This window comes from Dysgonomonas sp. 521 (assembly GCF_010501055.1).
In the GTDB taxonomy this organism is placed as follows: domain Bacteria; phylum Bacteroidota; class Bacteroidia; order Bacteroidales; family Dysgonomonadaceae; genus Dysgonomonas.
In genome coordinates this window covers 1-21966 of the sequence record NZ_QVMO01000068.1, presented here as the reverse complement: position 1 = coordinate 21966, position 21966 = coordinate 1, and the positions used below count along the sequence as shown (strand labels likewise).

23 protein-coding genes are annotated in these 21966 nt (G+C 41.7%); 3 read left to right on the top strand and 20 right to left on the bottom strand.

Annotated elements, in window-relative coordinates:
• Window positions 1–847: 847 nt before the first annotated feature.
• The 18 genes from D0T84_RS16640 to D0T84_RS16555 form a co-directional block, all read right to left on the bottom strand.
• Complete coding sequence (locus tag D0T84_RS16640; protein WP_163308992.1) at window positions 848–1075, bottom strand: hypothetical protein; 228 nt, start codon at window positions 1073–1075, stop codon at window positions 848–850.
• Between the two features lie 246 nt (window positions 1076–1321).
• Window positions 1322–2218, bottom strand: coding sequence for a hypothetical protein (locus D0T84_RS16635; RefSeq protein WP_163308991.1), 897 nt, complete (start codon window positions 2216–2218; stop codon window positions 1322–1324).
• Window positions 2219–2235: 17 nt separating this feature from the next.
• On the bottom strand, window positions 2236–3225 hold the full coding sequence (locus tag D0T84_RS16630) for a hypothetical protein (RefSeq protein WP_163308990.1): 990 nt from the start codon (window positions 3223–3225) through the stop codon (window positions 2236–2238).
• A 142-nt stretch (window positions 3226–3367) separates the two neighbouring features.
• Window positions 3368–4489, bottom strand: a complete 1122-nt coding sequence (locus D0T84_RS16625) for a universal stress protein (protein WP_163308989.1) — start codon at window positions 4487–4489, stop codon at window positions 3368–3370.
• Window positions 4490–4663: 174 nt separating this feature from the next.
• A complete protein-coding gene (locus D0T84_RS16620) occupies window positions 4664–4918 on the bottom strand; it encodes a DNA-binding protein (protein WP_163308988.1) in 255 nt (84 codons plus the stop codon).
• A 78-nt stretch (window positions 4919–4996) separates the two neighbouring features.
• A complete protein-coding gene (locus D0T84_RS16615) occupies window positions 4997–5692 on the bottom strand; it encodes a phosphatase PAP2 family protein (RefSeq protein ID WP_163308987.1) in 696 nt (231 codons plus the stop codon).
• A 38-nt stretch (window positions 5693–5730) separates the two neighbouring features.
• Window positions 5731–6585, bottom strand: coding sequence for a tetratricopeptide repeat protein (locus D0T84_RS16610; protein ID WP_255495433.1), 855 nt, complete (start codon window positions 6583–6585; stop codon window positions 5731–5733).
• Window positions 6582–8426: a BatD family protein gene (locus tag D0T84_RS16605; RefSeq protein WP_163308985.1), complete on the bottom strand. Its 1845-nt coding sequence runs from the start codon at window positions 8424–8426 to the stop codon at window positions 6582–6584. Before D0T84_RS16605 ends, D0T84_RS16610 begins: the two co-directional genes overlap by 4 nt.
• A 450-nt stretch (window positions 8427–8876) precedes the next feature.
• Window positions 8877–9755, bottom strand: a complete 879-nt coding sequence (locus tag D0T84_RS16600) for a BatD family protein (RefSeq protein WP_163308984.1) — start codon at window positions 9753–9755, stop codon at window positions 8877–8879.
• The gene (locus tag D0T84_RS16595; RefSeq protein WP_163308983.1) at window positions 9755–10552 is read right to left on the bottom strand and encodes a tetratricopeptide repeat protein; all 798 of its coding nucleotides are present in this window, start codon (window positions 10550–10552) and stop codon (window positions 9755–9757) included. Before D0T84_RS16595 ends, D0T84_RS16600 begins: the two co-directional genes overlap by 1 nt.
• A gap of 81 nt (window positions 10553–10633) precedes the next feature.
• The gene (locus D0T84_RS16590) at window positions 10634–11656 is read right to left on the bottom strand and encodes a VWA domain-containing protein (protein ID WP_370525518.1); all 1023 of its coding nucleotides are present in this window, start codon (window positions 11654–11656) and stop codon (window positions 10634–10636) included.
• Between the two features lie 96 nt (window positions 11657–11752).
• Window positions 11753–12736, bottom strand: a complete 984-nt coding sequence (locus tag D0T84_RS16585; RefSeq protein ID WP_163308981.1) for a VWA domain-containing protein — start codon at window positions 12734–12736, stop codon at window positions 11753–11755.
• A 99-nt stretch (window positions 12737–12835) separates the two neighbouring features.
• A complete protein-coding gene (locus D0T84_RS16580; protein WP_255495425.1) occupies window positions 12836–13900 on the bottom strand; it encodes a hypothetical protein in 1065 nt (354 codons plus the stop codon).
• Window positions 13901–14062: 162 nt separating this feature from the next.
• Window positions 14063–14932, bottom strand: coding sequence for a DUF58 domain-containing protein (locus tag D0T84_RS16575; protein ID WP_163308980.1), 870 nt, complete (start codon window positions 14930–14932; stop codon window positions 14063–14065).
• Between the two features lie 58 nt (window positions 14933–14990).
• Window positions 14991–15347: a four helix bundle protein gene (locus D0T84_RS16570; RefSeq protein WP_163308979.1), complete on the bottom strand. Its 357-nt coding sequence runs from the start codon at window positions 15345–15347 to the stop codon at window positions 14991–14993.
• Between the two features lie 67 nt (window positions 15348–15414).
• Window positions 15415–16407: a MoxR family ATPase gene (locus tag D0T84_RS16565; protein WP_163308978.1), complete on the bottom strand. Its 993-nt coding sequence runs from the start codon at window positions 16405–16407 to the stop codon at window positions 15415–15417.
• Between the two features lie 661 nt (window positions 16408–17068).
• Window positions 17069–17617, bottom strand: a complete 549-nt coding sequence (locus D0T84_RS16560; protein ID WP_163308977.1) for a hypothetical protein — start codon at window positions 17615–17617, stop codon at window positions 17069–17071.
• Window positions 17618–17684: 67 nt separating this feature from the next.
• Entirely contained in the window at window positions 17685–18173 is a 489-nt protein-coding gene (locus D0T84_RS16555) for a hypothetical protein (RefSeq protein ID WP_163308976.1), read from the bottom strand.
• A gap of 30 nt (window positions 18174–18203) precedes the next feature.
• Between D0T84_RS16555 and pgk the strand changes: the two genes are divergently transcribed.
• Complete coding sequence (gene pgk / locus D0T84_RS16550) at window positions 18204–19466, top strand: phosphoglycerate kinase (RefSeq protein WP_163308975.1); 1263 nt, start codon at window positions 18204–18206, stop codon at window positions 19464–19466.
• Window positions 19467–19531: 65 nt separating this feature from the next.
• Here the strand turns inward: pgk and D0T84_RS16545 are convergent, their stop codons facing one another.
• Both D0T84_RS16545 and D0T84_RS16540 read right to left on the bottom strand, forming a co-directional pair.
• Window positions 19532–19987 (bottom strand): energy transducer TonB, encoded by a 456-nt coding sequence (locus tag D0T84_RS16545; RefSeq protein WP_163308974.1) that lies wholly within the window; start codon window positions 19985–19987, stop codon window positions 19532–19534.
• Between the two features lie 5 nt (window positions 19988–19992).
• Entirely contained in the window at window positions 19993–20427 is a 435-nt protein-coding gene (locus D0T84_RS16540; protein ID WP_163308973.1) for an energy transducer TonB, read from the bottom strand.
• Window positions 20428–20797: 370 nt separating this feature from the next.
• Here D0T84_RS16540 and D0T84_RS16535 point away from each other — a divergent pair, with 370 nt between their 5' ends.
• Together D0T84_RS16535 and ruvC are read left to right on the top strand one after the other, a co-directional pair.
• A complete protein-coding gene (locus tag D0T84_RS16535; RefSeq protein WP_163308972.1) occupies window positions 20798–21106 on the top strand; it encodes a DUF4286 family protein in 309 nt (102 codons plus the stop codon).
• A 2-nt stretch (window positions 21107–21108) separates the two neighbouring features.
• Window positions 21109–21666 (top strand): crossover junction endodeoxyribonuclease RuvC, encoded by a 558-nt coding sequence (ruvC, locus tag D0T84_RS16530; protein ID WP_370525517.1) that lies wholly within the window; start codon window positions 21109–21111, stop codon window positions 21664–21666.
• Window positions 21667–21966: the final 300 nt, after the last annotated feature.

Below are 21966 nucleotides of genomic sequence, written 5' to 3'. Positions count from 1 at the left end.
AAACAAGTCGCCCTGACTTTGATCCGGTGATTTTCCTATCATTTTTTGCAAGCTTTTAGGACTTCAAGATACGAAATTCTGCAATATTAAGCAAATAATTGAAGGTGTAATTTACTGGCAAATAACTTATTATATACTTTTTAAGGAGCGACTACTTATAAAAAGTGACAAAAGTGACACATGCCGATTGTTTTTTACTTGTTACCTTTTTGTTGTTATAAATCAGTTATTGCTGTCTGACGGTACATTTAACCTTTGATTCGCATGTAATTTAAAGTTTATATTCAATGCGAATCAAGGGTTAAAAAGCACAGTAACTTATTGTCCCGAAGGGACTGAAGGTGGATAACCACGGGTAAAACCCGTGGCAGGAACTGACAGAAGAATATGTCTCCGTAGGAGGCAAATAGCAAAAACAAATGTCATTCGCCTCCTACGGAGACGGTCTATTTCTACCTGCTTTTGCCACGGGCTTTACCCGTGGTTATCCATATTAGCCCACTTCGTGGACTTAGACCCCTGACTGCAAAACAGAAGATTGATTTATAATAGTATACTGCAACCCAAAGCAACCCTTGATTCGCATATTCAATAAGATTATATATGGTTTATTCTCTGTGATTTAATTGCCTGCTGCTTTAGCTGGAGGATAATAGTCTAATCAGATAATGGCTTTAGCCAAAATGTTTTGACTAAAGTCGTTTTCTATCTGTATTATTATCCACGACTTGAAAGTCGTGGCAACTAAAACTCCTAAAAATATGCATCTTACTCTTTTATTGAATATAAACTCTTTTCTTTTCACTACTTATAAGATAATTTTAGTCGGAAAAGATAAATAAGAGCATTATACCCTGTTATTGATTATATCGTCTATTTCATTTGTATGCAGTCTCAGATGCCATAAATAACTTGCGATCATATCATTGAGGGTTACAACATTCCCTTCATAGTCAGTCCACTTATTGCCGAGCTTAGTTTTATCTATATTCCTTATGATCTGTATTATATGCAGGTTATAGAATTTCCATAAAGAAACAAGGTCTTTCCAGTCCGAATCCTGATAGTTTTGCATAGCTATCCACAAATCATTATGCTGTGTATGCCGCTGATAGTCTCAGAAAAATCAATATCAGTATTCATAGTCTGAAGAATTTATAAGAGAAAAACAAAATTACAGATTTTTTAAAGGAAAAGATTAGTAACAATGGTATATTTCCCGCTACATGGATATTTTGTCTGTATCCTGCTCGAAAAGTATTCCCTACTCTACACACTTTAAAAGATATAGACCGATTCGTGTAATATATGCGTTTGCTCCTTATTCTCCTGTAGGTTTCAGATACAGGTTGTTTCTCCTAAAGTCGAAGATAACCGAAAAATACCTGAAAAACTGATTCCCGATAAGCCCGATGTAAATATCATTTTCCTTGAATACAAACCATTCCGAATCGGAAAAAATAATATCCCTGCCGGTAACGATGCTGTTGCCAATCTGTATTGTATCCGTTTTCAGTATGTTTACAGGTGTATGGTTTGTATCCAGATTCTTCGCCCTGCCGGATTTTGTTTTACTCAGGTCGAGGTTATAGTCGGCAGGTATATTATTGGTGAAGAAAAGCGTTCCGTTCAGTCCGGTATCTATCCAGAAATTACCTTCAATGTTTTTCCCGTCTATATGTACCCTGGCAGGAACTATCAGCCGCTTCCCCCTGTCGATAAATTTTATACGGTCATATCCCGCGAGGCTGTCAAGTTCACTTCGTCTGAGTTCCCTGATATAGTGGTCTTTGTATGAGATCTCCAGGATACGGTTGTCGAAGAAGTCCCAGCCGAGCAGTACGCATTCCTCGCCATACCAGCGCAAAAACTGGCTGTCGTCCTTCATATATGTGGCTACCATGTCACGCTGCCAGCCCCCTACTTTGAAACGTATATTCTCCTGAACCGGAAGCGAATCGCCGTATGCGGGCTGCCTTGTTCTGAATTTTTCAGGTATGGCAATACCCCATGCTCCAATGTCGAGCAGGGCTTTTGTCGGTATGGAGTCATCTATAACGCCATCGAGTATCACATTGCTTTTGAAGCTGAAATATGGGACTGCATTTGTTGGCAGTTGTTTCCCTGTCCCGATGGTTTGAGGTACAGTATCGCTTATAGCATTTATATTACAAACAAAGACAATGAGTAGAAAAAGAGATATAACAGATACTTTCATTTTTATTTGATATATACCTAATGAAATATATTGGGGTTGGGTGAATGCGGTATTGGTTCGGGATGCTTATTATAGAACTCGCATATACGGTCGGTCAGATAATCATAGGCATCGTCTTCTATATAAGGACGATTCGCTACTGACAGAAGTTTTATATATTCCTTTATTTGCTTTTTCTCTCCTTTTTCAAATGTATCTGAATCGATCAAGGTATCTTTCACAAATTTGGCCATCAATTTATGATCTTTACTGTAATTAATGTTTCCATTGCGGCATGCTTCATCCCTTAATTTTTCTACTATACGCAATAATTCACCTTGTACAGTCGGGGCTTGCCCACGTAGGGGAACCATTTCCTTCCAAATCTTTTTGGCAACATCTGGATATTTCAGGTTGGTAGGGAATTCGGGTTGCTTAGATTTTACCGGAGTATAGACAGGATGGAGGGCTTCACATTTCTCAACAAGTTCTTTAACTTCCTCAGTCTTATGCTCCAACCATTTGCGCGGAGTCGCTCCATAGTGGTTTGCCTGATCGAGGTCACCACCCAGCATAAGTATGCGTTCCATGATATGAAGCCATTGCTGACGAATCTCTTCACTTTCGCGCCATGGAAATCCTTGTATCGACCAGTATAGTAAATTAGCTCCTATACTGTCTGTCTCATTCACATCCGGATTATAATTAAGCATCAGGTCGAGTTCCGCCATCTGTGATACTTGCCTTATTGCAATATGCATTGTATTATAGCCGCTTCTGCAGTTCATATTCACATCAGCACCTTTGTCCAGCAGGAAGCGCATCAGGTCGAGCCGTTCTTGTGGTTTGTCTTTGTATCCGAAGGAAGTAAGTACATCCATCAGTATAAGACGATCATACTTTTCATCTGAAAAAGAATTCGGGTTTATATTATTTTTCTCTATGATACTCTTTACTTGTTCTGACTCTCCTTTTGCAATAGCCATGAATAATGGCCTGCGGTGTTTTTCGGGTACTATGTGTAGCATGGTGTCATTGTTTGGTAATTGTCCTAAGATTTTTTATTTAAGAATGATACTTTTCATTTTCGTGGTATTGATAGAAAAAAATCTATTCGTTTCATCAAAGATAACGAATAGATTTATATCATATTTTATTCTTTCCTATAATTTATCCTCTCAGCACCAGTAGCGGCGTGTCGGAGTGGAATAACATTTTCCTTGAAATACTAGGGCTGAACATCCGCGCAAAGATATTACGTTTGCTGGTTGTCAGTGCCAGTACCTGAATGCCGTCGTCCTTGATATACTCATCCAGACTTTTCAGCATATCGCTTGTGTCGATAAGTTTATAGTCGAGATTCAGGTTCGGGTATTGCCTCGAAAAATAAGCTTTGATACCTTCTAGTTTTATTTCGTCCCATTGGTCTCCCTTCTTTACTGAGATATGGGTCAATGATATGCGAATGTCGTTGTATGGTTGCAGCAGCTTGGCCAGCAGGTCGAACGAAATGAGGTCACGTTGGCTGAAGTTGGTAAGAAAGGCGATATGTTTTACATCCCTAAGGTCGTGGAACGGCGTATTCTCCGGAATGGCGATCAGCGGAACGTGTGTCATCTCTATCACTTCGGCGGTCACGCTGCCTATCAGGTCGGCGTCTTTCTGGTCTTTACCTCTTGTGCCCATAACGATAACAGCCGGTTTGTATTCTTTTGTGAACGTCACTATTTCTTCTTCCGGCAATCCCTCTCTCAGCACATAGGAATAATTGACAGGAGGAAATTCGCCTTGCGAAACCTTTTCATCAATGGTATTACAGAGCCGCTGGATGTTTTCTTTTACTTTTTCTATAATGTTCTGGAATTCTTTCTCCTCTTTACCCTGATAGGCGAACGCTTCGGCCATAGGCAGCGCAGTGGGGTAGTAAGGATTGAAATATACGTGAAGTATCTTTACTTTCGCGTCCAGCTCCCGCGCCATATTGAACGCGATACGGCAGGCCTTGAGTGAATAATCGGAAAAGTCTACGGGGACTAATATCCGTCTGCGCCCGTCATCGGTGCGGTAGGTTTCTTCTTCGTCGTAACTGAACAGATGGCGGCTTTCTACAACGCTTAATGCTTTGGGAAGATCCGATTCTTTTATACGGATACGAACTCCGGCGGATACTCCGGGGTTATCGAGATCTACATCATTGATATGCACTTCAATGTTCTCGCTTTCCAACACTTTACTTAATATCTGGGCTTTTTCATTTGTATGAATAGCAAGTGTTACTAGTTTATCTTCCATAACCAACGTATTTTAGGTCGCAGACCTGTTTATTATCTTTATATGTATAACAGCAACAGTTCTTTAATGTTTGCGAATATTGCATTAAATATTATCTGCTACTTATTGACTCTTTTTCCTGTTAATTTGAAAAAGAGATGAACACTTTCCTGTGTATTCATCTCTCTATTTTTTTCAGACCTCCTTGGATTCCATCATTTCTATAGCCATATCCAAAATAGTGGTATCGTCAATTGAGACATAACCTCCATCCGGACCGGGTTCTATGTGAATACCGCAACTTTGTCCCTTTTCGTAGCTGTAACCGCCAAAGTAGTTCCAAACAGTTTCGACCGGAAGTTGTAGTTTCTCAGCTATCTGGTGTATGCTTCCGTCCGGCAGGTTGTCTTTAATCTGTCTAAGCTCTGTAAATTTTATAATTCTAGTCATACTCTCTAAGTTTTAAATGGTAAATGATTAGGAATATGTTCTAAAGTTATAAAATTCTTTTTTGAAAAACAATCGATTTCACCCGGGAATATTAAATAGTGCGCTATAAATAGCGATTGTTATCACAATTACCACTATCGTACATATCAGTATCTTCGCTCTAACTTTTGAGTAGACAGGTATTTTCAGTTCCTCTTTAGGGACTTTTAATATATATCGCCTTGAGGTTAAATAAATATAATAGACAAAAAAACCGATCAGAGCACCCCAGATAGCCCCGCCTACTATATCGGATATAAAGTGTACCCCGAGGTATATGCGCGAATATGCGGTAGCGGTAGCCCATAATATCATCGTGATAGTGTAATACCTGTACCTGAACAGCAGGGAAGTGAAAGCGACTATACCAAAGCCGTTTGCCGCATGATTGGATATAAACCCATATCTTCCGCCACGGTACCCCTTCACAATCTCTACATAATTCTGGAAATCGGGATGGTGTGTCGGTCTGGGACGTTCAAAAAAAGGTTTGATAACGGATGCCGAGACATAGTCGCAAAGCATTCCTACAAGTACCGCGCATACCAGCAAGAGAAGCGCCTCCTGCCATCTGATCTTATAAATAAATATACCCAGTGAAACTATAGCCAGAGGAAGCCATATCAATTTACCGCTATATATCCACATGAATACATCCCAGTAAGAGTTATGTTGATCGTTAAGCCATAGGAATAAGTCCCTTTCGTAGGGTAAAATTCTTTCTACTACATTCATTTAATAGTGTTCCCCATGCATTTACTATACAAGAGGCGTTATATGATTTCCAATTTCTCCCGTTGAATCCAGCCTACAGTACCATTGTCTATTTCCACTTCGAGCCAACTACGGTCTTCTTTGGTTACTGTGACTTTTGTTCCGGCGTGCAATATGGTAAGTTCCTTGCTGTTAATGTCAGGTGAACTGACCATCGGCACCGATGCCGCCATAATAATGGCTGTATCCCGGTGTTCTATCCTGCTTTTTTGCCTGAATGAGAATATGTTGGCAAAGATAACAACAATAATCAGGACTATACCTGTATAGAACGCTGCTTTTTTTGTTAAAATGTACCTGCTGAAAAAGAACAGTACCAGGCATAATACAAAGAGGATGAAGGACACAACGCCTATAGTCGCCCAACTATTCGAACTGAACAGGTTCTGGATGGCACCGAACCAGATGCTCAGGAAGAATGTATCGGCTACAGGGATCTTGTCCTCTATCTTGGTCATTACATAATCGATGTTATGTCTGGTATCCCTGTCTCCCGGGTCGAGGAGTAACGCCCTTTCGTAATACAGGCGGGCTTTGGCTATTTCATTTACCCTGAAATACGAATTGCCAAGATTGTAATACAATCCGGATGATTCCAGTCCCTGTGATTTTTGCGCGTCTTTTTCGTTCTCCAGTATTTCTATCGCTTTGCGAAAGTCGCCGCTGTTATATAATGCGTTTGCTTCTTCCAGTATGGCTTTTCCTCCGCCGGGTTTATTCTCTGCGATGGCAGTATTGCGAACTGTGCCTGTACTGTCTGTTTTCACATCTGTGGAATCCTGCGCACCTACTGTAGCGAATGCTACGACAATGAATATATATGATAATATGACTCGCTTCATTACACTCATCATTGTTTTATTTTTTTGATTGTACTTTCCATCTTACCTATCGCGTCAACGGTATCATTGTAGAGATTGTCCATAGCGTCTCCCGATTCGGAAGGAGCGTAGCGGGCAAACTCTCCCGTATCGAGTATGTTGATAAATGTCCCTACAATATCATCTCCCGCGCCGTATTTGCGGAGTTCAGCTTCTATATTTTCCCTGTTCAGTTCGGCTACAGGTATAGTCAGCTTATCGCTCAGGTAACCCCATACTGCACGCAGTATTTCTTCGTAGAAGCTGTCCTTCTTGTGGGTAAGCAGGTATTGCTTGGCCAGTTTCAACCGCTTGGTAGCTACTTTGTTCGCTTTCTTTGTCCGCATCAGGGCTATGTCGGAGTTGGCCTTGATCTGTTTCCTGTATATGATGAAGAAAGCGATAAATAAAATCAGCGGTATCAGGTAACACAATGCATAAGGTAACGAGCCTACAAAAAAATCGTTCGGATTTCTGAATGAGTAGTCTCCCGTCTTTATGTAGCGTATATCCTGGTCTATTTCCAGTTCCCTTTGGTTGGAGTAGCTTGTCGATACATTCTTTCCGGCGTTCGGGTCTTTGTCTACATCCAGTTCGTATGATGGGGACGACACCGTTTTGTATGTATTGGTCCGTGTATCGAAATAAGAAAATTCGATAGGAGGAATTGTAAATTTACCCGGATAACGCGGGATAAACATATATTCTATCGTTTTAGTCCCCGATAACCCGTTTTCTGTCAATCGGAAATCGTTGTTTTTTACCTGAGGGTCGTAAGTTTCGATGTCTTTCGGGAATTTAACCTCCGGGTTCTTTATCAGTTTAAGGTTACCCGCCCCGGAGATGTCCAGTTTTATCGTTACAGCGTCATTGGCTTTCATCTTCTGTGCCGATATAGACGGTGTGAAGTTGAAGCTTCCCACAGCGCCTGAGAAATTGGCAGGCTTACCTTCGAGTGGCAGCGGGGAAATATCGACGGTAACGGGCGCTGTCCGCAGTGTCTTCTTCGCTTCGGTCATTACATCCAGCGATTGCCCGAAAGGGGTTCTTACCTTCCGTCCGGAAGATACTTCAAATACGATATCCATCGTACCCGAAGGGATGGTTATTTTTCCGGAACGCTGAGGGAACAGCAAAGTCTTCTTTACGTCTATCGCCATGTAGTTGCGTCCGTTGTAGCGCTCTACGGATAGTTGCCGGTTGGTAGGCAAATCGAAGTCTTCGGTCATGAACCCTTCAAACTCGGGAAATTGTATTTTTCCCACATCCCTGATATTTAATACGGTATAGAACCTGAATGTGACTACTACCGCTTCTTGTTCTTTTACTTTGGTCTTGGAAAATATAGCCCTTACAAAAGCATCGTTGGGGTCTACATTACCGCCTGTAGATGATTGGGTTATCATCTGAGGGCTTTGCCCGGGTTGCTGAGGCTGGGAGTTTTTGTCGGGAGGCATTACTTTTATTTGTGTCGTCCCCGACTTATAGCTGCGTCCGTTAACCTTAATAGTGGCCGCAGGCAGGGTAAACGTGCCTTCCGCATTGGCCATCAGCACATAGGTAAAGGTAATATTGCTTTCGGATGAAACTGTACCGTTGATATTCGACGAACTGTACACCTGCGATACGGACGGGCCGAATAGGATATCGAACCCCTTAATTTCGTTGGGTATCTGGATATCACTGCTGTTTCCCCCCCTCAGAATGTATTGAAGCTGTATCCGTGCCCCTTTTACAGTAGACGCAGGAGCGTGGATGACAAACGAGATGTCATCGGCATATATTTTCGAAACACTTATGAGTAATAATATGAATAAAAACCAAAACTTCTTCATTACTCCATTCATCTTTTTATAGTTAGTTCCCTTCTTAGTTATTTATATATCATGCGAATCAAGGGTTAAATGTGCTGTTTTTTGTCCCTTTAGGGACTGAATGTTGGTAGAAAGAAGCTTTAACCGGTTAATTGCGTGCCGTCAGGTACGCAATATCTACAGAACAATTCACATTTTGTACCTGACGGCACAAAAAAACGAATTTCATTCATGTTTCTACCAATATGATGTGCCTAACGGCACATTTAACCCTTGATTCGCATATATCAGTACTTATTTTGAAAAAGTGACAAAAGTGACACCTTTCAGGTTGTTTATTGTTGTTACTTTTTTCTTCTGCAAGAAGCTCAATCTTTGTATATATAGATAAAATTATAGAAAAATAATTACATCCGGTCTTTCCTGTTGAACATCCTGCCCGAAACTTCCGCCATACAAAAGTACAAACTTTTATATTGCTTTCAAGTCCTGGACACGTATAAGTATCGAATCCATTTTCAATACTTTGTCATTCGTTACCGATTCATCGTATACGTCTCCCCATATATCCCTCACTTTTCTGCCGGTAGGGGTTGTATACTGTACTGTAACAGAGCCTTCGGGGATTGTTATTGCCCCTGTCCGTTGGGGCTGAAGCAAAAGCCTGCGTATTTCCACCACTTTGTATGTTTTGCCTTTTATCGTTTCTTCTGCGAAAGACTGGCGTGTACGGGTGATATTGCTTGTATAGAAATCCTTTATGGATGGAAAATCGGCATCAGCTATTTTGTGAATGTCCTTAGTAGTATAAAGCCTATAGGAAAGGGTTAACGTATCCGAAAGGTTTACACTGCTTTTCGACGCTGTTACTTTTATAAACGCGTCGACATCCTCCGCCTTGGTCACAACCTTGTCTTCAGATTTACTGTCTCCCGAAGATTTTACTTCTATCTTGAAACTATCCGATTTGTACTTTTTCCCGTCAATCGTTACTTCCGCCCGTGGCAAAGAGAATGTGCCTTTCTTGAATGCCCGGAGCAGGTATGTTGAAGTAGCGGCATACGATTGCTCCCTTTTTCCCTTATTGATAGTAGCGGAAATGGATGTGGAGAGGGATGGCCCGTAGAGGATTTCAAATCCGTCCATATTTTTAATAATAACGGGAGTATTTACCACTTTGTCGCTCTCTACAATATATGATATCCTGAATTGCTCTCCTACACTAACGGTCTCAGGTGCTTTTATACTCACTTTTACCTCTTGCCCTGCTACATACGATAGCGAGAAGAAGAAAGAGAATACAAATATTGTGAGCCGTTGTAATGTATATGATCTATTCTTCGTAATCATTACCAGTCTTTGTTTTGTTTCCTGTTATTTTCATTCTTTTGTTTACGTTCCTGGGCTTTCGCCTGGTTTACGCGTTGCTGAGTGTTTTTTTCGTCCTGTTCTATTGCCTGCAGCATCTGTTGCATATTTTCCTGCGACATCTGATTTTGGTTTTGCTGATTTTGCTGGTCTTTCTGGTCTTTCTTTTGATCGTTATTCTGGTTTTGCTGATCTTTCTGATCTTGTTTTTGATCCTTGTCCTGGTCTTGATTTTTGTCTTGGCCTCCGCCACCGTCTTCATTCTGCCTGTCCTGTATCATCTTTTGTACGACAGCCAGATTGTAACGTGTCTCATCATCTTTCGGGTTCAGGCGCAAGGCGTTTTTATAGGCTTCCATCGACAATTTCAGATTGTCTTCCTGTTGTTTCGGTTGTTCAGGTTGTTGCCCGGGTTGTAAAGGCGCCTGTTGTGCCTGTCCTTTTTCATTCGCTTTCTTTTTCAGAAAGGTATTACCCATATTGCTCCATGCGGCACTCATCTTGTCCGGGTTTTCATTTTCCAGTGTCAGGTAGTGCTGGTATTCTTTTATGGCGTCATCCCATTTTTGCTGCCTGTAGTATGTGTTGGCCAGGTTGAAGGATGCTTCCTTCGAACCGGCATTACCGTCAAGGGCTTTGTTATATTCGGCCTCGGCGGCGCCGTACCGTTGCTCGTTATAGGCACTATTTCCTGTGCGGATGGCTTTCCTCACTTCTTTTTGAGCGGATAAGCTAACTGCGATAAAGGTAAATAATGTTATAAATATGATTTTTTTCATTTTAGTCGTTAGTTACTGGTCTCTCCCAACCTCCCCAAGGGGGGCTTAAACTTCTCCCCTTGGGGAGGGATGGGGGAGGCTTTATTTAAACAATCTGATATTCCTGAATATTCTATTCTTCTTATCAAAGATACAAACTTCTAACAGAAGCAATGCCAGCATAGCCCATGCGAATATCTGGAATTTCTCATCATATTCGGAGTACGCGATACCGTCTATTTCTTTCCGCTGCAATTTATCCAGCTCGGTCTGAAGGCTTTTCAACGCACTGTTAGAATTGTCGGCATGGGCATATAAGCCTTTTCCGGCTTTGGCTATCTGGCGGCACATTTCTTCATTCAGTTTTGTGACTACAGGCTGCCCCTGCATGTCCCTCTTTACTTCGCGCGAACCTGCAACCAGAGGTATTACCGAGCCTTCGGTAGTACCTATACCCACAACATTTACATGCACGTCCTTGTCAGCTGCCCGCTTGGCTGCGCCCTCAGCGTCACCTTCAAGCCCTTCTCCGTCTGTAATGAGCACAATGGCCTTGTCTATATTTTCATCGTTAGAGAAGCAACTCATACTCATATCTATGGCGCTGCCGATGGCTGTACCCTGTACCGGCACCAGACTGGGGTCGATAGACTCGAGGAATAATTTCGCCGATTGGTTGTCAGGGGTCAGCGGCAATTGGATGAAAGCCTCTCCGGCAAATACGACAATGGCTACTTTATCATTCTTCCTTTCGTCGATAATACGTGTCAGTATTTGTTTAGCCTTTGTCAGCCTGCTTGGTTTTATATCTTCCGCCAGCATCGAGTTGGATACATCGATGGCAATAACCAGTTCGATCCCTTTCTTGTCTACTTTCTCCACTTTTGTGCCGAATTGGGGGCGGGCTAATACGATAATGCCAAATCCGATGGCAACCATTACTACCCAGAACTTCAGGTACGAACGTTTGAGTGACAATTCGGGCATCATCTTTTTCACCAGAGCCAGTGTCCCCAGCTTTTCCACACTTTTTCGTTTGGCTATATTCAGTAATATGAAGCCAATAATGAATACAGGTATGGCAAAGAACAGATATAGGAATTCAGGATTTGCAAATTTAAATATACTCATCTTTTTACAAGTTACGAGTTTTCGTTTTTCACTTTTACTTTCTATTGCTTGCTGTTAACTGCTAACTGTTGACTGTTAACTGCTAACTGATTACGGAATATTTCTCAGCCATGTGCGGCGAAGTATCAGTTCGCAGCCAAGCAGTGCTAACGCAAAAATGGCAAAAGGCAAATACAGTTCCTTCCGTTTGGTCACAGTATTTACACTTATATGCGATTTTTCCATCTGGTCTATTTCATCGTATATACCGCTCAGGCTGGTATTGTCTGTCGCGCGGAAGTACGTTCCGCCTGTGATACCGGCTATTTCGGTCAGCGTTTTCTCGTCAAAGTCGCCAGATACATTCATCGACTGCATACCATAAGGTGTCATGATGCGGGCAACGGATGTGCCGCGTGAACCGATACCGATTGTATATACCCTGATGCCGTATGAGGCGGCCAGTTCGGCTGCGGTTAGCGGTGCTATTTGTCCGGCATTGTTCGAGCCGTCGGTAAGCAGGATAACGACACGGGATTTTGATTCGCTGTCTTTCAGTCTGTTGACGGAGTTTGCCAACCCTAACCCGATGGCTGTGCCGTCTTCTATTATACCGAATTTCACTTCACTCAGCAGGTTCAGTAATACCCTGTGATCTGTCGTTAGCGGGCATTGCGTAAAGCTCTCCCCTGCAAATATGACGAGGCCGATCTTGTCGCTTTGCCTGTCGTTTATAAATTCGGAGGCAACCTTCTTCGCGGCTTCGAGACGGGTGGGAGAAAAGTCGTTTGCCATCATCGTCCCCGATATGTCGAGCGCCATGATAATGTCGATACCTTCCGATTTGGAAATGTCGGAGGAATTCACACTCTGAGGCCGGGCCAGTACTATGACGACAAGGGCAATGGCTATCAATCGCAGCAGGAACGGGAAATGTCGCAGATACACCCTGATAGTGGCCGGGGCTTTCTCTAAAGCATAGCCGGAAGACAACTTGAATGTAGCCTGCATTTTCCGCAACTTAAAGATATACCATACTATCAGTGGTATAAGCAATAAGAGTAAGTATAAATATTTTGGATTAGCATATTCCATTTTGATATTTTTATGTAAAAAAGAATTTAATGCAATTGAGTCAAATTATAACTGACAGTTGCTATTATACATACAAAAATAATTAATAGGTCTGCGACCTTAGCTTTTTTGTTTTTTATCATTGTTCACATTCTTTGCCGGCTCCGGCATAGTTGGAGCAGCAGCCCCGCCTTTCTGTTCTTCAAGGGTAGGACGCTCTTCTATCTTCGTTTGGTTTACGAAGAGAAAGGCATTTACCAGGCTGAGGTCGTTCTCATCGGCGAAAGGCGTATACTTGGCAAATTTAACAAGGTCGGCCAATCTCAATATCTGTGCCAGCCCATCGGTAGCCGAACGGGTGTCTGTAGCAAGATGTACGGAGGCTATGATGTCGTCGGAAATCATTTCCGGCGCATCGATATTAAACCTGCGGTCGATATATTTGCGGAGAATATCCGTGAGTTCGGTGTAATATTCTTTTTCCATTCCCCGTTGCCACATTTTAGATTCTTTCAGCTTGTCGAGGTGCTGTAATGCTTCAACATGCGGAGGCAATACGATTTTCGGGGTGAAGAAGTACCCTTTTTTCCTCTTCCTGTAGTAGAGATAGACTCCTGCTGCTATCAACAGGCACAGGAGGGCTATCAGTATAGGGATATAGAAATATTCGAGATAGTCCTGCCATACAAACGGCGGCTTCTGGATGTTTTTTATGTCGTTGATCTGAAGCCTTGCAAAATCAATGGAGTCGGTTTTGTGTTCTTTCAATAACTCAAGATATGCGAGTGTGGAATCGGATAGTTGCGGCGCGGAAACCTTAAACCCGAAATCGTTGGTCTTCAAGGTGTCGGTTCCGTCTATTACCATCATATACGGTATGTGGTAGAGCGTAGAATCGAAAGATGTAACAACATACTTCTGGCTGATAGTCATCACTTCCGTCATTATGGTGTCTGGTTCCAGCATGTGCAATACCTCTACACCCTTAACCAACGTATCCGTATAGGCAGGGAAAATAATATTCCTGTCTTTGGGGGCTATGACTTCCACGTTTATAATTGCCTGCTCGCCTATCAGGATGTCAGACGGCTGTATTGTCGCTCTTACCGTAGATTTCTGCGCAAAGGCCGAAAGCCCCGTGCAACAGAGCAGACAAAGCAATAGTATATTTTTTAGTTTCAACATAAGTTTAGTTATGAGTTATGAGTTGTCAATTATGAGTTATGAATTATAAATAATAAGACTTGCAACTCATAATTTATAATTAACTATGTCGATCGCTTCGCAATTAGCTTCGCTGATTATTCTGTAATTCATCACTCATAATTTATAATTCATAATTATTTTTCAGCTTCTTTTCTTAAATAACGCGAGCAATGCCTTTACATAATCTTCGTCTGTGCTGACAGAGACATTGTCCACCTTACTCCGGTTAAATGAGGTCTGCATACTTTCCTGTTGTTTTTGCCACCAGTCTTTATAGGTCTGTCTCACCTTGCGTGAGGATGTATCGATCCACCGCTCGGCTCCGGTCTCGGCATCCAGCGTTTTCATCAGCCCTATACTTGGCAACTGGGTTTCGAGGCTGTCATATACCTGTAAGGCTACTATGTCGTGCTTACGGTTGGCGATGGTCAACGCATTATTGTAATCTTTGACGTCTATAAAGTCGGATATCATAAAGGTCGTACATCTTTTCTTTATAGCGTTTGTCAGAAATTTTAACGCCATCCCCATATCAGTCTTGGGACTCTCCGCCTGAAAATTTATCAGTTCGCGGATAATGTACAGTATATGCTTCTTCCCTTTTTTGGGAGGAATAAATTTCTCGATTTTGTCGGAAAAGAAAACGACTCCGATTTTATCGTTGTTCTGTATGGCCGAAAAAGCCAGCGTAGCGGCAATTTCGGTTACCACATCCCTTTTTACCGAATGGTGGGTTCCAAAATCCTGACTGGCCGAAACATCAACTAACAGCATAACCGTTAACTCCCTTTCTTCTTCAAACACTTTTACAAAAGGTTTGTTGTAGCGGGCGGTTACATTCCAGTCGATATCACGGATATCGTCCCCATACTGATACTCGCGCACTTCGGAGAAAGCCATCCCCCTGCCCTTGAAGGCGGAATGGTATTGCCCCGCGAAGATATTACGTGATAATCCGCGGGTCTTTATTTCAATCTGACGTACTTTTTTTAATAATTCACTTGTTTCCATATTTCAGTAAACAGTAAACAGTAAACAGTAAACAGTAAACAGTAAAGTTGACTGAAAATTATTTACCTATTCTGGTTGTTTTTAGTATCGAAAATAGAATTTTTGCAATTTCGTCCACATCAGCATAAATTTCAGTATAAACTGACTCTGTAAGAAAACCAGTATCTTTCAGCAGAGATAACCAGTATTTTGTTTCAAGAACCTCTTTGTAAGCAATACTCATTTTTGCAGAGAAGTCAGCATGGGATATAGCGCCATTTGCTTCTGCAATATTAGCCCCAATGGAAGTGCCACATCTGAGAATTTGTTTTGACAAGATGTATTCATGATTTTCAGATAATCCTTTATATAAGTTGACTATCTTTAATGCTAATGCATATGCCTTATTATAAGCGATACTGTCTTTCTGTAACATTCTCCGCTGTTTACTGATTACTGTTTTACTGCTTACTGCTTACTGTTAACTGATTACTGTTAACTGATTACGGCACTTCTATTTTGTTCAGTATTTCACTGATTATTTCATCCGATGTCGTATTGTTCGCTTCGGCCTCGTATGTCAGTCCGATACGGTGACGCAGTACATCGTGGCATACGGCACGTATATCTTCGGGTATCACATATCCTCTGCGTTTGATAAAGGCGTAAGCCCTCGATGCCAAAGCAAGGCTGATAGATGCACGGGGCGAAGCTCCGAATCCTATCATCCCTTTCAGGGAAGTTAGTCCGTTATCCTCGGGGAAACGTGTAGCGAATACGATATCGATGATATATTTTTCAATTTTTTCGTCCAGATAAACATCGCGAACCACTTCACGGGCACTTGTAATTTCTTCCGCTTTCATTACGGGCGTTAATTGTCCGTAATCTCCGGTCAGGTTGTTGCGGAGGATTAGTTTTTCTTCTTCTTTCTTTGGGTAGTTGATAACCACTTTCAGCATGAAACGGTCAACCTGTGCTTCGGGAAGCGGGTATGTACCTTCCTGTTCTATAGGGTTCTGGGTAGCCATTACCAGGAATGGGGATGGCAGCTTATATGTCTTTTCCCCGATGGTTACCTGACGTTCCTGCATGGCTTCGAGCAAGGCACTCTGTACTTTGGCAGGCGCACGGTTTATTTCATCGGCCAATACGAAGTTAGAAAACACAGGCCCGTGCTTAACGAAGAATTCTTCCGTCTTCTGGCTGTAAATCATTGTCCCTATTACGTCGGCAGGCAGCAGGTCGGGTGTAAACTGGATGCGGCTGTATTTTGCATCGATAAGTGAAGCCAGGGATTTAATAGCCAGTGTTTTCGCCAATCCCGGAACCCCCTCGAGTAATATGTGTCCATCGGCCAGTAATCCGATAAGGAGAGATTCCACAAGGTGCTTTTGTCCCACAATCACTCTGTCCATTCCCATCGTGAGTGATTCGACAAACGAACTTTTGCTTTGAATTCTTTCGGTAAGTTCCCGAATATCAACTTGTGCCATACTTTTTTTATTTTGAGTTTATATTGATTTTCCTTTTCAAGGTCACAGACGGATCTGTTATACTTGTAAGTTGAACGACAAAAGTAAGTTATGCCTAAACAACAAGCATAAAATACTATATCTCGCTAAGCACGACAAAAATAGAAATGTTAAATCTTAAATGCTATAATTCGGAGTTAAAAAAAATTAAGTGTAGGGAAGTATTTAAGCCAATAAATTAAGAAGTCGTCTCGACTTTTTATTTTTTACCACAAGGTAAAAAGAGTTTTTTAGCCTTTTAATTCGAAAAACAGACTCTGGAAATCATCTCGGCTTTTTATTTAACCTCGAAGTAATGGGAGTTTGACGGAGTTTTATAAACAACGCGAATCAAGGGTTGCTCTGGGTTGAAGTATATTATTATAAATCAATCATCTGTTTTGCAGTCAGGGTTCTAAGTCCACGAAGTGGGCTAATCATGGATAACTACGGGTAAAACCCGTGGAAAAATCGGATAGGGGGAGGCCGTCTCCGTAGGAGGCGAATGGCATTTGTTTTTGCTATTTGCCTCCTACAGAGACATATTTTCCAGCCAGCCCCTGCCACGGGTTTTACCCGTGGTTATCCACCTTCAGTCCCTTCGGGACAATAGGTTACTGTGTTTTTTAACCCTTGATTCGCATTAATAGCTGATTGATACAACTTTCGCGTCCGCTTTGAAGCATGCGTTGCTTAATCTCACATTTGTTCCTTTGGCATAGGCATCATTAAATGCTTTTTCTCCGGCATTTGTCATCCCGTCAAAGTTGATAGTATAGCCTCTGTGCACAAGGTTCAGCCCGTCTCTATAGTCGCCTTTTACGCCTGTCATAGCAAGCAACTTCCTGATAAGCATACCAGGTTTAACCCCGCCGGGAGTAGAAACGTTTGAAGAAAAAACTGTAATATTTCCGATTTTCTTTTCTCCATAGTCCGGAATTTCAGCTACTTTTTCTTTTCCTAAATAAAATGAGTAAATGGTGTAATCTCCGTCCATCTCATCTTCGATCACCTTTTTCTCAAAACGGTCATATAACCCCGCGCATTTTGCAGGAACTTTGGATAAAAGCATGCCTTTCTTTAAGCATCCTACACCCTCTTTATTCAGGGTAAATGAGGTTTGAGCGTTTACCGAAACTGCAAACATCACCGATACAATCGTTAGTACTAATGCTAATTTTCTCCAAATCATAAAAATAAAAATTAAAGGTTTATATGTTGTATTAATCGCACTATATCCTTTATATACTATTGGAGTATTATGTGTAGTCTTCTTCAAAAGTAATATTTTTTGTTGAAAATTTCAAAAGAAAAATGTGGATTATATGAAATATGCCAATCAGGATTTGAGAAAAGGCTTGAAAAGCCAAATCTTCATAACCGCGGGTCATCGACCTGCGGAAAAAGGATGGGCAATACCAGCTGTCTGAAAGACAGGACATACTGTGTGTCCTGCCGCTTCGGGCAGGGGGGGAGTGTAATTGCCCCTTGTTCCGTAAGCTACGCTGCGCTTGCATACGGTTATGAAGATTCTGCCTTTCAGGCAGGTGTTGAGCTGCTTTCAACCCCTGATTCGCATGAAATATAGCTTTTTTGTAAACTCCAATTGACAAATAATTAAATAAAATATTTATTCTGGCCAATTTTACGATATTTTCATTTTTAAGTAAAACTACTCTCACAGAATTTAGTATATTTGTATCGCCTTTTGAAAAGGAAATAAAAGGAAGCAATACTCTGATAATCAATAATATTAATTATATTTAATTAGAAAAATCATGATTACAATTGACAAATTCAACTTCGCAGGCAAGAAAGCCTTTGTAAGAGTTGATTTTAATGTGCCTTTGGATGCACAGTTCAACATCACAGATGACACTCGTATTCGTGCAGCTATGCCGACCCTAAAAAAAATCATAGCTGACGGCGGAAGCCCGATTATCGCTTCACATCTAGGCCGTCCAAAAGGAGTAGAAGAAAAATATTCACTGAAACATATCCTTGCCCATGTATCTAAACTTTTAGGAGTTGACGTACAGTTTGCAAACGACTGTGTAGGAGAAGAAGCAGGCGTGAAGGCTGCTGCCCTGCAACCGGGAGAAGCTTTACTGCTCGAAAATCTTCGTTTCTATGCCGAGGAGGAAGGAAAGCCTCGCGGATTGGCTGACGATGCGAGTGATGACGAAAAAGCAGCAGCTAAAAAAGCAGTGAAAGAAAGCCAGAAAGAATTTACAAAAACACTAGCGTCTTATGCCGATGTATATGTAAATGACGCGTTCGGTACGGCTCACCGTGCACACGCTTCCACTGCCCTTATCGCTGATTATTTCGATGCTGAGCACAAAATGTTCGGTTACCTGATGCAAAAGGAAATAGACGCTGTGGAAAAAGTAATGAAAGATACAGCACGTCCGTTTACTGCAATTATCGGCGGCGCTAAAGTTTCATCAAAAATAGATATTATCGAAAACCTGTTGGATAAGGTAAACAACCTCGTTATCGGTGGAGGTATGGCATTTACATTCATCAAGGCTGCAGGTGGTAAAATCGGTAATTCGCTTGTAGAAGACGATAAACTGGAACTTGCTAACGAAATAGTTGCTAAAGCGAAAGCAAACGGTGTACAACTGGTAATAGCTAGCGACGCGAAGATAGCGGATGCTTTCAGCAACGATGCTAACGCTAAAATTTCGGAAGCGAACGCGATCCCTGACGGATGGATGGGGCTTGATGTAGGTCCTAAAGGCGAAAAAGAAATAGCGGATGTATTGATGGCATCAAAAACTATTCTTTGGAACGGCCCTGTAGGTGTGTTCGAATTCGATAACTTCGCGCAAGGTACAAAGGTAACAGCTGAGGCTGTCGCTGCTGCTACCAAAGCCGGAGCATTCTCCCTTGTAGGTGGTGGAGACTCTGTGGCTGCGGTTAACAAGTTCGGCTTGGCAGATCAGGTTTCGTATGTATCTACCGGAGGCGGTGCTTTGCTTGAGTTTATCGAAGGTAAAGTTCTTCCGGGTATCAAAGCTATCAGAGGATATTAATAGTTAATTACTATCTGAAATAAAGAAAGTCCGTACAGAAGGTCTGTGCGGGCTTTTTGTTTTTGTTACTCATCCTTCAGAATAGATATTTTACCTGTCAGCTTCTCACTATTTTCCTCCCCTTCCGGAATATCATTATCCACAAGCTTGAAATGGACAGGCATCGTGAACTGACAGCGCGCAGGCCTGAGGCTTGGTCTGCATGGCACCCATTTAGGCATTGAGTTTACAACGCGTAGAGCCTCGTTGTCGCAATGTGGGTCTATGCCTCTTACCAGTTCTACATTGGTTACACTCCCGTTCATTTCCACTATAAAACGTATGATAACTCTACCTCCAATTCCCATTTTCTGTGCATATTCCGGATATTTCAGGTTGTTTTTTATATATTCGGTCATGGCTGGTTCGCCTCCGGAGTAGGTAGCACATCCATCAGTAGTGATAACTTCCTCTTCTTTATCCTGCCCAATACAGTATGCGCTTGATATGGTGAAGATTAAAAGTAACAAAATCGTTTTCATAATCATTAGTCTCTACGGAAAACAATAGGCAATATATAATATGCATCCACATTCTCCCCGTTATGTTTTGCCGGTATCCAGTCCGGCATTATATTTACAACACGCAAAGCTTCTTTATCTAATATAGGCGATACGCCTTTTACAATTTCCGGCGATTCTATTTTCCCTTCTTTGGTTACAATAAAGCGGATCGTTACCCTACCATGACAGCAACACCCTTCGTAACACTCATGTTCTATTATCGGATGTTTTTTGTTTCTGGTTATAAAGTTGTATAATGCACTGTGTCCGCCGGGGAAAGAGGGGAGTGAATCAGGTGAACTGTATGTTTTTCTTTTATTACTTATATCAGGTACTAACTCTACAGCCTCATTAAGACTATTTTGAGATAAAGTTATAACCGAAAAAGAACTTAGTAGTATTAATAATAGATATTTCATAGCTGAAAGATTCTTTTCTTATAGATACCCCAATTAATAAAATTCCATAACAAAAAGCAGCTTATTTTATTCTCAACCGAAAACCGCCAAACTTTTCGTATTTTTGTTTTCACTAAAGTTAGAGCCTGTTTCAATTTTAGCGAAAATTTTCATTACAGGTTCAGGTCAATAGTTCTTAGCAATTTTTTTATGCTCTTTTTAGCGTCTTTTTGGCCCTGCCGATTTTCAATTCCCTTTTTACTCTTGGTTTAGCCTGCTAATTAGCTCCGCTGACCGTTGGTTCGGCTAGCAAAAATGATAAAATCCATCTAAAAATAGCTATAAAAAAGATTTGCTATAAAATTTAAACAGACTCTAAATAATAAAATAAATGATTATTTTCAATACGACCTTCCATGTAGAAGATCAAATATGTGACGATTATATCCGCTTCATTAAAGAAACTTATATAATCAGGGCTGTCAACAGCGGATTCCTTCACGAACCACGTTTCGCCCGCATCCATGCGCAGCACGAAGAAAGCGGCACGAGTTATTCGTTACAATTTAAAGTGAAAAATGTGGATACCCTCAACCATTGGTATGCTACCGAAGGAGAAGCGCTTCGGGAAGAGCTGACTACTCGTTTTGGTAACAAAGCTTTAGGATTTGTTACATTACTCGAAGAAATAAGCCTGTGATGATAGAAAAAGAACGGATAATATTAGGTATAGACCCCGGTACGCAGGTAATGGGCTATGGCATTTTGCGGGTAGTGAATAATAAACCTGAATTATTGGCAATGGGCATCTTGCAGTTGAGCAAATATGACGACCATTATTTGAAGCTACGGCGGATTTTTGAACGGATAATCGGGTTGATTGATGAATTTCTGCCGGACGAACTGGCCATCGAGGCTCCCTTTTTTGGAAAGAATGTGCAAAGTATGCTCAAACTGGGTAGGGCGCAAGGGGTAGCTATGGCAGCGGCCTTATCGCGCGATATTCCCATTTTTGAATATGCACCTTTGAAAATCAAGATGTCGATTACCGGAAACGGCCGCGCCGCCAAAGAGCAGGTTGCCTATATGTTGCAGCATTTTTTAAAAATTCCGGACGAGAATATGCTTCCGCAGATGGATGCTACGGACGGATTAGCGGCGGCGGTTTGCCATTATTTTCAAACAAATAATCCTTCTCAGGAAAAGAAGTTTACAAGCTGGAAGGATTTTATAAATAAAAATCCGGGGAAAGTGAAATAAGGTCGCAGACCTTTTTGTTCACTATGCAGGTGTAATGTTTATGTGAATCGGTATTTCGCTTTGTTTAAATTATGTGTTCTTTTATTTTTTACATAAAGGCTATCCTAGGGTAAATACTTTAGTCGTAGCTCCCTGCTGCCGCGCCCTCCCGGACTTGCCCCTTCTTTTGGCATTGCCCAAAAGAAGGCAAAAGGCTAGTGCTTTGTCCCTCGGCGACCCACCAACGGCTTGCCGGCTAAACGGGACGAAACTCGCCTTCGGCTCGGACAACATCCCGTTTCACGCCGCCTGCACCGGGTG